Below are 13,461 nucleotides of genomic sequence, written 5' to 3' on the forward strand. Positions count from 1 at the left end.
CAGATAACCTCTAAGCATTTCCTATTTGTGATGAGAAATGTATTTCATCAATGCCTAAGTGTTTTAATGCATTATGCCATTTACTTTCAGGATTATCGGCAAAAATAAATTCTTTATTACAATCCATAACCAGCCATAGATTTTTCTCTAATTCTTCTTCAAGCTGCCCTGGTTTCCATGCTGTATAGCCGACAATGAATAAGCTATTTTTAGGTCCTTTACCGAAAGCTATATCTTCTGAAATTTCTAAATTAGAGCTTACTGCTAAATCATTATGGAAATCCAATAACAAATTTTTATTATAATCGCTAGAATGAAGAAAAAACCCTTTTTCATGTTCTACGGGTCCGCCAAGATATATAGGAACCATAACCGGGGTTGTTATTTCGTCATTTTTTATTTTAAAAAACGATTTTAAATCTATATGATTTACTAAGCGGTTAAATATTAATCCTATTGCTCCTTCTTCCGTGTGTGATAACATATAAATTAAGGATTTATGGTAAATGCCTTTTGTAATTACATGCGGTGTAGCAACCAGTGTTTTACCGGATAAGTTATGAAAAATTTTATCACCCATAAATAAAACTTTTTAATTACATAATATATAAGATTTAAATCCAATTATTCAATAGAAGTTAACAATAATGATCACATTTTTTGATATTACTATTTTTGCTATTATTACTCTTTTCTCATTTTTCGGCTTATATCAAGGCATAATCGGGTTTGCAACTAGAATACTCGGTTTTATTACTTCTATAATGTTAGGATATTTTTTATATCCATATATTTCTGACTTAATCGGGAAATATATGGATAATGAGGTTATAAGAATAATTATTGCCGGTGTTATATCTTATGTTATTGCTTTAATTTTATGTGTTTTTATAGTTTATAAATTTCTTGCTATAATTTCATTTATGTGCAACGGTTTTATTGACAGATTCTTAGGGCTATTAGCAGGATTGGCCGTAGGTACTACTATCTCGTTAGTACTATTTTTTATAACAATGATCTTTACTTCTGAAAACTATTTTAAAAGTAAATCTTTAAAAGATTTTGTAGTAAGTAGCAAACAGAGCAAATATGGAGGAGTACTGAAAGTTTCCGTTACCACTGATTATTTAGATGAATTAAGTAAAAATATTATAGTTATAATTCCAAACGAGACTTTAAAATCTATTGAAATATTTGAAAATAAAGACCTAAATAATTTCAAAAACTCTCTTAAGAAATCGGAGGATGTATTTTCTCGAGAATTACAAGATGAGCTTTCTAATATAGATAATGAATAGGATGTTATTTTGACGTCATTGCGAGGAAATTACGACATTGTTGTGCGGATCGAAAAACGCACTCGGTGTCGTCATCCCGTGGCTTGACCACGGTATGACAACGGAAAACTGATCCACGCGGGCAATGCCTGCTCGCAATGACGATTACCTACCAAACAAACACCATAACCCCTACCTTTCATTAAACTAGCCTATTTCCCTTAAATTTCATAAATCACGCCATTGTAAATAATTAATAAATATTAACTAATAGTGAATTTATTAACTAATTATTGTGTGTCGTAAATGAATAGTGTATAATGACCGATAAGTTAAGTGGTAAAATCATTAAAAGCAATAAGTTATAGGGGAAATTATGACTAATAAGAAAAAAACTTTTTTTAATAAACTTTTACTAGCAACCAGTAGTATCGGGCTACTTGCAAGCATGGGATGCTTTGCGGCGGATATTATTCCGGCGGGAAATCCATCTTCTAATATAGGTACGATGAAATCCCATTATCTTCCGCAAGATAATGACAATATTATTATCGCAGAAAATAACCATAGGATTAATTTTGCCCAAACGTTGACAATCCGCAAACTCAAAGGGCAGTTCAAAATGCTTTAGGAGCACCTCTTGCATATGGAGCCAATAATAATGCAAAAGCAAAGCTAAAGCTTACAAGTGGTAATGGAACAGGTTCTGAGCTAACCATTACTGGTAATTATATTAGTGCCGTTAAATCTATTGAGCTTGTATTTAAAGAAGAAGTTGATATGAAACATCGCAATGGCGGTGTAATAGATACAGGGAATTTAGAGTTTATAAGTTTTGGGAAGGTAAGGGTTAATAAAGATTTTACCGGTAATATTACTACTGCTAAAACTATGAGAGGAGAGGTAACTTGCGTAAAGACTCCTGATATTTATGAAATCGGCTCACAAACCAAACAAGTTTCTAAAGTGACGTTTGAAGGTAATCATGAACACAAATTGCATAATGATATTCATTCTAGACAAACTAATTTTGATTCGGGGACTTATAATGTTCGCACGCAGGACATTACAATTAACGGTAATGCTAACATTAACGGCTCGACATTCGATCTTAGACGTAACGTAATTCTTACCGGCGATGTAGTACTTGAAGGCAATATTACTATAAATGCTTTAGGAGAAAGCGGTAAGTACAACAAGTAGACAGAGAAAACTTAAGGTTAAAGCAAGCACAGAATGCACTAGCACGAATACAAGCCGAGAATCCGCAACAATTAGCAGATACACAGCAACGATTAAATGCTGCACGTGCAGGAACCGATATAGGGGAACAAAATCGAGCACAGCAAGCTTTATTTGATATTTGTAACGCTCCGTTTGTAGTAGTACAGCTGGACTTAACAAATGCACAAAGAGAAGTACCGGCACAAATTGCAGTACTGCAGCGAGATGGACAAGCTAGACAAAGTAGAGATACAATAACCCATTGATAATATAGTTCTAGAATTGGTTCAAGCTAGACAAGATCAAGTTGATGCAGAGACACAAGCTAACCTGGTCGGTTTAGTAGTACCGGCAGATGCACAAGCACAGCAACAAGCACAAGCTCAAGTTCAGCGTTAACGAAAGAGCTGAACAGCAAAGACTGCACGCTCAGCAATGGCAAGAAGAAAGAAGAAATGAAAATGAAAGATTAGCACAATAAGAGGCTAACGAAAGAGCAGTGGTTGAAGAAAATAATAGAAGAATAGAAGAGTAAAGACTGCAAGCGGAATATCAGCAACGTCAAGCTAACGAAATAAGAGTAGCAGAGGAATATGTTAAAAAACCTGAGTCGCAAAAATTAGCTGAGGCAATCAATAATACTATCGTTGTCCATACGGAAAATACTTTTGTAACGGAAGCACAGAAAGAAGTGATTAGAGAAAAATCTGCACTTGTTATGCAAAATCCTGAAAAACACGCTGTAGAGCTTGCTAAGGAATTAGTAAATAATAAAGCTGAGCTTAAAGAAGTAGCTAATGATGATACTGTTGTAGTGAGTAAAACAAAACAAGAACAATCCTTATTATTCGTAGCAAACTTAGCTCAAGTTGCACCTGATAATGCAAAAAAAGTAGTAGAGCATTTAACGAGCAAGGAACAAGATCGGTTAGTGTAGCAAATGTTACAACTGAAGCAGTAATTACTAATATTAATAATCACTTATCAGGTGGTACTATGATAGCCGTTGCAGCAGGTGATGAAGCAAACCATATAATTACTAAAAAAGGATTATGGGTTGCCGGTACTTTCGGTTCAAGTAATCAAGATGCATATAAAGGTAATCCTAGCTATAAAGGCACGGTATCCGGCGGCACGATCGGCGGTGAGCTTTACATCAGGGAAAATAGTCTTGTCGGTATTGCATATAGCCGTATGAACTCTGACTTTAAGTTTAAAGGTTCAAGCACTGGTGATAAATTATCGGCAGAAAGCGATATTATTTCTCTATACGGTCAACAACAATTTAGTAATGGCCTTATATTACAAGAAATATTTTCAGCAAAACAGTAAAATCAACAAAAAGGACTTAAGGCCGGTCGGACTTAATAGCTATAAAACGGCTAGCGGTAAATATACAAGCAAAGCTTATGGTTTTGAGGGTAATGTCGGTTATCAATTCTCTGCCATGGACGGTATAAATTTAATGTCTAATATCGGTATTAGATATAATCATATAAAGATAATGCTTATACCGAAACCGGTACAGGTGTGAATAGTATGTATGTCGCTGGTAAGTCCGGTAACTTAACTACAGGGATTGCAGGCATAAAATTAACCGCTCCTAAGAGATTATCAAACGATACTCAAATAGTACCGGGACTACATGCTTCCGTAGAAAATAGCTTTAGCAATAAGCAACCTAAGGTAAAAGCTAGATTTATTTGAGCAGATAATTACTTTAAGAACACTACAAGTAGCAGCACACCGAAAGTCGGCTATAATGTAGGTGCAAGTTTACTTACCGCTCATAAGAATATTGAGCTACTTGCAACGTATAACTGTAATTTACGCAGCAAATATACTAGCCACCAAGGTTCATTAAAGTTAAAGATATTGTTCTAAAAATATCATTCTTGTGCGGGATACCAAATCGTCATTGCGAGCAGCCGTAGGCTGCGTGGCAATCTCATGAAATAATAACAAACTCCTGAGGTTGCTTCGTCAAATTACTTTGTAATTTTCCTCGCAATGACGAAAAAACAATATCCACGCAACAATATCCATGCAGCAATGCCTCATCGCCTTGTGAATTCCTTGCTCTTTTTGAAGTTAATCTTCGTCTACCATTCTTCATTTCACATCAGTATACTCATAATTCCCTAACCGGTTTTAGTACTAACTTTTTGTTACTAAAGATATTGATTTTAGAAAAGAAATTACTTTTTGGCTTTTTAAAATCACGTTGATAATTTTCACCGGTGACAGCATTATAGCTAGTAATTAAAGAAGGTATAACCTCGTTATAATATATTTTATAAAGGTCATGCATAGTTTCTTTGGTAGTTAAATATCCCCATTTTACGGCTTGTTGCGGTACTCTTGCTAAGGCTTCAATGCAGGCTATCGCTTCTTCAATTTCAGGGTTTTTATTTTTATACACGTCAGCTGCCGGTGATAAATTAGCTTGCATATCTTTAAACATAGCATCAATCATTAATGCCATATATTCATCGGTTTTAAATTTTCTTACAAATATTAGATTATTCCTACTGCTATAATTTAAAAGCCGAAATTTATATATAAAAATCATGAATTTTATAGCATAAACTTTTAAGCCGCTAACTTTATTTGCATTATAAAATTTAAGTTTTGTTTCATAATCTAATTGCTTTTTCATACCTGCTTTAAGGAGCTTACTCAGCAAATTATGACAATGTATTATGTCATTTTTTCTAGCAATTCGTACTTTATCGGTAGCTTTAGTACCGGAAAAATTAGCCGAATGACGAGTTATTTGCCTGCCTTTATCATCTCTTTTTATATCGGCAAAATGCCCAAGCTCTTGGGCTGCGATAATCTGAAGTCTTGCTGCTGCAGCAAAGCCGTTGCCGTAAGTCGGATGATCTTTATTGTTTTCAGCAAAAGGATTACCGCCGCATGAAACAAAAATAGCGTTAGTGCTTTGCATACCGCTATTACCGCCTACTCGTTGCCAGCTAACCATATCCGTCATATCGCCGATATTATGTGAGTAGGTAAGAAATACTTCCGTCTTATTAAGAAGAAGCCACCTTATTACAATCGGGTGAGCCGACTGAACAAAAATACGTGCTAGCATTTCGGTTACTTCTTTCTTAACCGGCTGTAGCTTTTGTATTTGCTTTTTTAAATTATCGAAAATTGATTTTATTTTTTGATCTGAAGCGGAATTTCTGTATAAATTTTGAAAAAGCTTGGTAGTTTCAGGGATTAAATGCGGGCTTGTTAGCTCTTCTTGACTAACCATTAAGCTTATATTAAGAGCAGGTTCGGTAAACCTTGCAAAATTGCAGCAATCATCGGTATCTATCCGTAATTTACCGGACTTAATTAATTGCATAGCCAAATGCTCATACTCTATTTCCATGTCCTGCTTATAAATGGCAGGAACACGGTCAAGAATGTGATATATGCTAGTCATTTTAAAAATTTAGTGGTTATTTTCTACATTACCTGTTGGTAGTACATCATCATTTTCGTCTATATTTAAAGGTATGAGCTCTAAGTTAAATACAAGCTCAGGTTCATTAGGTACGTTGCTTTGGTTTAGGTTCTTCTTCAAATATAAGGTTTAAAACAACATCTACCTTAGGGAAATACTGTATCAAAGCAATCTTTAAAAAGTTTATCTGACGATTTTAATTTTATTGCATCTAATGCTTTTTGTCTACCATCTTCATTTTTAATACATATGTTAATTGCCTCTCTCCTAAAAAATAAATGAGGATAATCATCGAAAATTTTTGTAATTAGCTCCGGCTGTTGCTCGCTAAAATATTCGAGACATACCTTATTACCATATCTAAATATTTTATATGCTAAGAACAAGACAAAACAACCTTGTTCTTCTTCAGTAAATTTATCAGCAAAATATTTTTTATTTTTGATTAAGAAAATCTTCAACTCCTCTTCTGATGCCGGTTGAAGAAATCGCTATTTTTTTTCAAAAGTGGCTTTGAGCAATCAACCGAAAAGCAAGATATCTTTATACTTCGCAGCTGTCCGCTTTTTGCTTTCTCAGTTATTATTTCAGATTCAGGTACTTGCTTTTCCATTTGCCATAAATCGTACTCTACATTGCCGGGAGTAGTTTTCTTTATATCATCCCATGATGTGCTTAATCCTTCTTTTGTAGTAGTTAAAATTTGATTTAACAACGATTTAAAACTCTTTAATATATCCTCTGCATGATGATACATATAACTAATCAAAGAAATAGCATCTTGAAACGCTAATTTTTCCATAGGAATAGGATTACTATTCATTTCTTTGGTATTATTGGTATCATAACGAAACAATTTATTTTGCATTGGCAATTTAGTCGTAAAGAAATTACTGAAATCTGTTTCATTATTTTTTTTGATTTCTACACTCCTTAAATTAGCAAAAAGTAAAGCTAATCTCTGTAGATCTTGTCCTACAGGTACTGTTATATTAGATTGTTTATTAATCATTTTACAAAATTTAGTAAGTACATCTACTAGCTTTTTTTCTTCCTTAGAGTGAAACATATTATCACCGGCATCATGCAGAACTGCTATTAGAGTAGTGGCAATAGAATTTAAAAAACCGGACGCTGCTATGTCGCCAAGATAACAAACCCATTTTATAAGAGAAGAGGCACTCATACGTTCCAAATGCCCTGCATCAGGGGAACTACTAGGCCGCTACTTACAGCACTAGCAGCAATACATACATTGTGTAAAGCCATATTAAAACATTTATAATATTCTTCTAATGTAGGGTTAATGACTTTCAATTCTTTAATTTGGTTGTTTATATCTGCATACCCAACATTTGCAGATTGTAACATTTTTTTATATCTGCAATTGCTTGTGCATGTCGAGCTATATCGTGGTCATGTTTAGCTATTATGCTTATTAATGCATTTAATGTTTGACTCACTTCTATTATATCATGCGAATCTTTATTATGAAAAGAAGTTAATTGACTACTATCTCTCGATAACATCGGTGAATTAGTAGTTTTATTAAGTTCTGGAGTTATTTGACTGAGAATTTCCTGAAATTCTTCCTCATTCTCTGGACAAGATATATATTTGTTAAGTACAGTACCAGCTTTGCTTAATTTGCCTGCTTTATAAAGAGCTTTTCCTAATAAAAAATCAGTATCTTTAGGTTTAGATGTATATAGAGCTGCTTGTCGTAATGAAGCTACTGCCTTAAGGTAAAGGTCTGTTTGTTCAACATTATTATAATACTCTCCCCAACACAAGTAAGTGATGCCTTTATAATAATAGATATGTAGAAAACCTTTATATTGTTTAAAATATATTAAGTGCTTCTTTATATTCATTTTTACTTAAAAGTTCTCTTCCTTTAGAGATTAATTGGTTTACGATCTCTTTCATATTCTAATCTATTATTAGTTAATTGTTTAAATCATATTATGGCTGCCGTTGATAGAAATAGTCTCACCTGTTATAAATCCGGCATTTTCATCAACTAAAAATACCACGGCTCTAGCTATTTCTTCCGGCTGTCCTAGTCTTTTTTTTGGGGATACTATTAATAATTTTAACAAGCACGTCTTCGGGTACTGCTCCTACCATTTCGGTTGCAATATGCCCTGGAGCTATACAGTTAACGGTGATATTTTTAGAAGCAGTTTCACGAGCAAGGGCCTTAGTAAAGCCGATAATTCCGGCTTTAGCAGCAGAGTAATTAGTCGGCCCAACCTGCCCTGCTTGAGCATTAATTGAACTGATATTTACTATACGACCGTAATCTTGGTTTCGCATCTGCTCCATTATGCTACTAGACATATTAAGGCAGGAATTGAGATTAACGTTAATCACATCATTCCAATCTTGATGACTCATTCTATGTAGCATTTTATCTTTGGTAATACCGGTATTATTTACAAGAATACTTACCGGTTTTTCAAACTCCTCTTCAATTTCCTTTACTGCTTTTCTACATTCTTCAAAATCCGCAACATTCCAGCGTTTGGTTTTTATACCGTATTTTTCTTCCATTTCTTTAGCAGCGTCGTAATTGCTGAAAAAATTAGCAACTACCGTAAGACCCTTATTTTTTAATTCTAAAATGGTAGCTTTACCTATTCCTCTAGTACCGTCTGTTACAACTGCAAGTTCTGACATTATTTCTCCATACCTATATTTTGACTTTTATTAAATTTAACCGGTGGGGTTATACTTGGTTTAAGCTGTGATACCGATTTAGTTAACGGTTTAACAACTTTCCTATCACTGCGTATTGCGATAGATTCTCTAGGGTGATTTTTTTTTCATATTCTTCATCCATCTTTTTTTTGTCTTCAATTTTATTAGTTTTAGCAGTTAATGCCATTATAGCAGCAAGTGTTTCTTTTCTACTTTTGGGAATGACTCTTTTATTTTCTTTTTTAGTGCCGTAACAACCTATTGTTGCACCGCCTGCATAAATACTACCTGCTTGCTGAGCAATATGACAGTTTTTAAGTAATTGTTTATCGATGTCTGTTCTTTTTATACCGGTATATTTTGATACTGCTTGAGATATTTTATTATGTTCATTAAGCCCTTCTCTGTCTTTACCGCTAGCACACATTGTTAATATTTCTTCCTGAGGTAAATTTATTAAACTAGTGGCTTTAGTTTTTTGTTTATTTTGTCTTATTTTCGCTGTTAAATTACTTAAGACATCTGATATATTTAGATTAATATTTTCTTTATCAAAAGATATAAAAGGAAGTTTTGTCTCGAAGGATACTCTAAAAGGAATATCTGCTTGCTCAATATTTTTTCTTAATGTTACAGCTTTTTTTAATATTTCTTTTTCCTGATCCGTTAAATTTGCATTGTTAATTATTTCTGCTGCATTTCCTTTAGGTTTATTTATCCTAAAAAAACGTTCAAATTTGCTTCTAGGTTTAATATGTGCTTTTAATTCATCAATTCCTTCTCACTCCTGCAAAGTTATTTGTTATTCCTATAAGCCGAAATAAATTAAGAGGAGTATTAGTATTTTTCCCACCAACATTTTCCATAGATTTTTTTGTCTGATCAACAATTGTGGGATCATTGCCAGCTCCTATAGGGCCTGAGTTTAATGTATTAGTATGAAGAGTAACGCCGTCTTCAAGCCATTCTTGGGCTTGGCGTGCATTTAAGTCGGTAATTTTTTGTCTAGAATCTATATCATTTGAAATTGAGGCTAATGTACCTGCATGTTTAGATGTAAGCAATGTTTCAAAATTTTTACCATCTTTGTCGGTTATTGCCCCAATTTTCTCAAAGGCGTTTTTCATGCCAAAAATTTGTCGTAACTGGGTTGGGATAATATGCCTACCGTTTTAAATTGTATCAGTATACTGATCAACAAGCTTCCTCTCCAATGCAGGCATTACATTATACCAGTTTTTACCGTCTCTATTTTGATATTCTTGCTTTTGTTCTTCTGTCAAGCCTTTAAAAGCTACTTCCGCTTCGACTACAATATGCTCTTTTCCCTCATCATTGATGACTTTTGACAAAGTTACTATATTACAATGTTCATCATTGAAATTTTGAAAATCTTTAGCAACATTTAATTTTTTATGAGCATTTTTAATACCATTTTTTCCTAGCAATTCAGCAACACTGTCAATTTCAGCTTGCATATTTTTTGAGATATTTTCTTGTGATTTTTCCATATTCAAAGTATTAAAACTATTAATAAATTTTACTGCTTCTTTATTTAATTTCAGCACAAGCTCAGGTTTATTTTCGCCCTTTGCTGTGTCTATCGCTCCTCTGATAGCATTTAAATATTGCATTTCAAAAGCTTTAGTGCCTAAAACAATTTTTTCATTGGGATTGTTACGACCGTCACGTATTAATATTGGAGTTTCACCATTTTTCCCTTCAATTTTAGTAAGCTTTATACCGGTTTTCTTATGACGTAAAATTGCTAAGCCCTGTAATGCCTCGGTAAAGCTGTCTTTTTCAATAGCTTCTTCAATTTTAGCTCTATTTGTTTCTAAAGTAACGCCTACTCCGGGTGTGGTTAAAAATTCTTTTGTATGATTTAATAAAAACTCCTTATCGTTATCAAATTGTTTTTTTAATGATGAAAGCATTATAAAAGTCTATATGTAGTTGTGCATCTCTTGTTATTTTAATTAAAAATTATTATATAAAAATAGTCTAGTTAAAAATATTTAATTTTATTAATTAAAATATGTTATTTATATGAATATTGATAAATTTACTGCACATGCTAAATCAGTGATAGCTAGTAGCCAATCACTTGCTGCTAAAAATGATCATCAGCAAATATTACCTTTGCATTTATTATCTAGTCTTTTAAGTGAAGAAACAGGTATAATTCAAACCCTTATTAATAATACCGGCGGTAATATAAACTTATTAAAAGATCAAGTTCAGCTAGAACTAAATAAAATCCCAAAAGTTCAGGTTGAGGGAGGGGGACAAGTTTATTCTTCTGCTGAAGCTCTTAAAGTTTTAGAAAAAGCTAGTAGCATTGCTAAAGACAGTGGGGATAGCTTTGTAACCATAGAGCGTATATTTGAAGCATTAACTTATGATAATACTATAGCCGGTAAAATTTTAACGAATAATGGAATTAATAATAAAAAAATAGTAGCAGCTATTTTACAGCTTCGTAAAGGCAAAAAAGCAGATACCGAATCGGCAGAAAATAGTTACGATGCTCTAAAGAAATACGGCAGAGACGTAACAGAGCTTGCCGAAAGCGGTAAGCTTGACCCGATAATCGGGCGTGATGAAGAAATAAGAAGAACGGTGCAGGTACTATCACGACGTATGAAAAATAATCCTGTATTGATCGGCGAACCTGGAGTCGGTAAAACTGCTATAATAGAGGGGCTTGCACAACGAATATTTAGTAAGGACGTACCTGAATCGCTTATTAATTGTCGTATTATTGAGCTTGATATGGGAGCTTTAATAGCGGGAGCTAAATATCGAGGCGAATTTGAAGAGCGTCTTAAAGCAGTGCTTAGCGAAATCAAAGAATCAAGCGGTGAAATTATTTTATTTATCGATGAATTGCATCTATTAGTCGGTACGGGAAAAACCGACGGTGCTATGGATGCCTCGAATTTACTAAAGCCGATGCTTGCTCGTGGTGAGCTGCATTGTATCGGTGCTACTACTCTAGATGAATATCGTAAATATATCGAGAAAGATGCAGCACTTGCTCGTCGTTTTCAGCCTGTTTACGTGAGTGAGCCGACGGTTGAGGATACTATATCAATACTTAGAGGAATTAAAGAAAAATATGAGCTGCATCATGCAGTGCGAATTTCCGATAGTGCAATAGTTGCAGCAGCGACGTTATCAAACCGTTATATTACCGATCGTTATTTACCTGATAAAGCTATTGATTTGATTGATGAAGCTTGTAGCCGTATGAAAATAGAGCTATCAAGTAAACCAGAAGAGCTTGATGAGCTGGACCGTCGTATTATTCAGATAAAAATAGAGCTTGCAGCACTTAAAAAAGAAAATGACGAGCATTCTAAAAAGAAAATAGAGCATTTAACTACAGAATTAGAAAAATTAGAGTCTAAATCCTATGATATGGGAGCTAAATGGCAAGCTGAAAAGTCTAAACTACAGCAAACACAAAAGCTCAAAGAAGAACTAGACCGTAGCCGAAACGAGCTTGAACGTGCCGAACGTGATGCTAATCTCGCTAAAGCTAGTGAGCTAAAATACGGAATTATACCTGAGATTATGAAAAAGATTCAGGAAGCCGAAAGTATGGATAATAAAGGGCTGTTAAAAGAAATTGTATCGGAAAGCGATATAGCAAGTATTATCTCTCGTATTACTGGTATTCCAATTGATACGATGCTATCAAGTGAACGTGAGCGTCTGCTTGTGATGGAGCAGAAATTACGAGAATCGGTAATAGGGCAGGATGAGGCAATTAAAGGTGTTAGTGATGCGGTAAGAAGATCACGTGCAGGGATTCAAGATATTAACCGCCCGCTTGGTTCGTTCTTATTCTTAGGACCGACCGGAGTCGGTAAAACCGAGCTTACCAAAGCCTTAGCTGGTTTTCTTTTTGATGACCGTAATGCAATACTTCGTATAGATATGTCGGAATATATGGAGAAGCACGCTATTTCTCGCCTGATAGGAGCTCCTCCCGGCTATATCGGATATGATCAAGGCGGGGTGTTGACGGAGGCAGTAAGACGCCGTCCTTATCAGGTAATATTATTTGATGAGGTTGAAAAAGCCCATCCCGACATATTTAATATTATGCTGCAAATACTTGATGAGGGAAGATTAACAGATAGTCAAGGTATAACGGTTGATTTTAAGAATACTATAATAGTTTTAACGTCTAATTTAGGTGCTGAGATACTCGTTAATCAGAAAGAGGACGAAGATATATATAAAGTAAAGGATGAGGTTATGGAATATGTAAAAGCAGTATTTAAACCCGAGTTTTTAAACAGACTAGACGAGATTATATTATTCCATCGCCTAAATCGTAATAATATTCATGATATAGTTAAGATACAGCTTGAAAGCTTAAAGAAAATTTTACTAGCACAAAATATTATTCTTGAATTTGATGAATCTGCCTTAAATTATTTAGCCGAAAAAGGTTATGATCCAAGCTTTGGAGCAAGACCCTTAAAACGCCTTATCCAGCGGGAAATACAAAATAATTTAGCCAAAATGATTTTAGCAGGCGAAATAAGTAGCGGTAAAACGGTTAAAATAAATGCAAAGGATAAAGAATTGAAGGTAACAATGAGTTGATTAATTTTTTCCGAATAACGAATTATCGCATAATCCACTATTCTTGTTAAAGGCACTGTCTAATAATTATTGATTTTGTCATTGTGGGCTATTAAAAGATTTGTTGTATGGCTCAAAAAACGCGCTTGATGTCATTCCCGCGGAAGCGGGAATGACACAAAACGAGCAATG

The 13,461-nt window shown here is 34.1% G+C and carries 13 protein-coding genes and 4 pseudogenes; 8 read left to right on the forward strand and 9 right to left on the reverse strand.

The window, feature by feature from the left end:
• Positions 1-10: 10 nt before the first annotated feature.
• Complete coding sequence (locus MCI_RS04190) at positions 11-580, reverse strand: YqgE/AlgH family protein (RefSeq protein WP_010420684.1); 570 nt, start codon at positions 578-580, stop codon at positions 11-13.
• A gap of 67 nt (positions 581-647) precedes the next feature.
• On the opposite strand from MCI_RS04190, the gene MCI_RS04195 reads away from it, so the two are divergent.
• The 7 genes and pseudogenes from MCI_RS04195 to MCI_RS04215 all read left to right on the forward strand — a co-directional run bounded on the left by MCI_RS04195 (position 648) and on the right by MCI_RS04215 (position 4,385).
• Positions 648-1,298 (forward strand): CvpA family protein, encoded by a 651-nt coding sequence (locus tag MCI_RS04195; RefSeq protein WP_014409795.1) that lies wholly within the window; start codon positions 648-650, stop codon positions 1,296-1,298.
• Between the two features lie 355 nt (positions 1,299-1,653).
• A complete protein-coding gene (locus MCI_RS08570; protein ID WP_014409796.1) occupies positions 1,654-1,908 on the forward strand; it encodes a hypothetical protein in 255 nt (84 codons plus the stop codon).
• Positions 1,863-2,465: pseudogene (locus MCI_RS07800) on the forward strand (hypothetical protein); the annotation flags it as partial. The gene MCI_RS08570 and the pseudogene MCI_RS07800, both read left to right, overlap by 46 nt.
• Positions 2,466-3,192: 727 nt before the next feature.
• Positions 3,193-3,438 carry a hypothetical protein gene (locus MCI_RS09870; protein WP_232202627.1) on the forward strand — a complete coding sequence of 82 codons (246 nt, stop codon included), beginning with the start codon at positions 3,193-3,195 and terminating at the stop codon, positions 3,436-3,438.
• A gap of 59 nt (positions 3,439-3,497) precedes the next feature.
• Entirely contained in the window at positions 3,498-3,833 is a 336-nt protein-coding gene (locus MCI_RS09875) for an autotransporter outer membrane beta-barrel domain-containing protein (protein WP_232202628.1), read from the forward strand.
• On the forward strand, positions 3,793-4,035 hold the full coding sequence (locus MCI_RS09880; protein ID WP_232202629.1) for an autotransporter outer membrane beta-barrel domain-containing protein: 243 nt from the start codon (positions 3,793-3,795) through the stop codon (positions 4,033-4,035). Before MCI_RS09875 ends, MCI_RS09880 begins: the two co-directional genes overlap by 41 nt.
• A gap of 5 nt (positions 4,036-4,040) precedes the next feature.
• Positions 4,041-4,385 (forward strand): annotated as a pseudogene (locus tag MCI_RS04215) (autotransporter domain-containing protein).
• A gap of 247 nt (positions 4,386-4,632) precedes the next feature.
• On the opposite strand, the gene MCI_RS04220 reads toward MCI_RS04215, so the two are convergent.
• From MCI_RS04220 to MCI_RS09890, 8 genes and pseudogenes are all read right to left on the reverse strand, one after another.
• On the reverse strand, positions 4,633-5,943 hold the full coding sequence (locus MCI_RS04220) for a DUF2748 family protein (protein ID WP_014409798.1): 1,311 nt from the start codon (positions 5,941-5,943) through the stop codon (positions 4,633-4,635).
• Between the two features lie 9 nt (positions 5,944-5,952).
• Positions 5,953-6,459 (reverse strand): annotated as a pseudogene (locus MCI_RS04225) (hypothetical protein).
• Complete coding sequence (locus MCI_RS07025) at positions 6,422-7,150, reverse strand: hypothetical protein (RefSeq protein WP_014409800.1); 729 nt, start codon at positions 7,148-7,150, stop codon at positions 6,422-6,424. Before MCI_RS07025 ends, MCI_RS04225 begins: the two are co-directional and overlap by 38 nt.
• 148 nt (positions 7,151-7,298) lie before the next feature.
• Positions 7,299-7,493: a hypothetical protein gene (locus MCI_RS04240; RefSeq protein WP_041404115.1), complete on the reverse strand. Its 195-nt coding sequence runs from the start codon at positions 7,491-7,493 to the stop codon at positions 7,299-7,301.
• A gap of 426 nt (positions 7,494-7,919) precedes the next feature.
• Positions 7,920-8,646: pseudogene (locus MCI_RS04255) on the reverse strand (SDR family oxidoreductase).
• An 82-nt stretch (positions 8,647-8,728) separates the two neighbouring features.
• Positions 8,729-9,094 (reverse strand): hypothetical protein, encoded by a 366-nt coding sequence (locus tag MCI_RS09885; protein WP_232202630.1) that lies wholly within the window; start codon positions 9,092-9,094, stop codon positions 8,729-8,731.
• A gap of 343 nt (positions 9,095-9,437) precedes the next feature.
• Positions 9,438-9,794 carry a hypothetical protein gene (locus tag MCI_RS09040; protein ID WP_232202631.1) on the reverse strand — a complete coding sequence of 119 codons (357 nt, stop codon included), beginning with the start codon at positions 9,792-9,794 and terminating at the stop codon, positions 9,438-9,440.
• 45 nt (positions 9,795-9,839) lie between these two features.
• A complete protein-coding gene (locus MCI_RS09890) occupies positions 9,840-10,604 on the reverse strand; it encodes a hypothetical protein (protein ID WP_232202632.1) in 765 nt (254 codons plus the stop codon).
• Between the two features lie 112 nt (positions 10,605-10,716).
• On the opposite strand from MCI_RS09890, the gene clpB reads away from it, so the two are divergent.
• Positions 10,717-13,290: an ATP-dependent chaperone ClpB gene (clpB, locus tag MCI_RS04275; protein WP_014409804.1), complete on the forward strand. Its 2,574-nt coding sequence runs from the start codon at positions 10,717-10,719 to the stop codon at positions 13,288-13,290.
• Positions 13,291-13,461: the final 171 nt, after the last annotated feature.

This window comes from Rickettsia montanensis str. OSU 85-930, assembly GCF_000284175.1.
Lineage (GTDB): Bacteria > Pseudomonadota > Alphaproteobacteria > Rickettsiales > Rickettsiaceae > Rickettsia > Rickettsia rickettsii.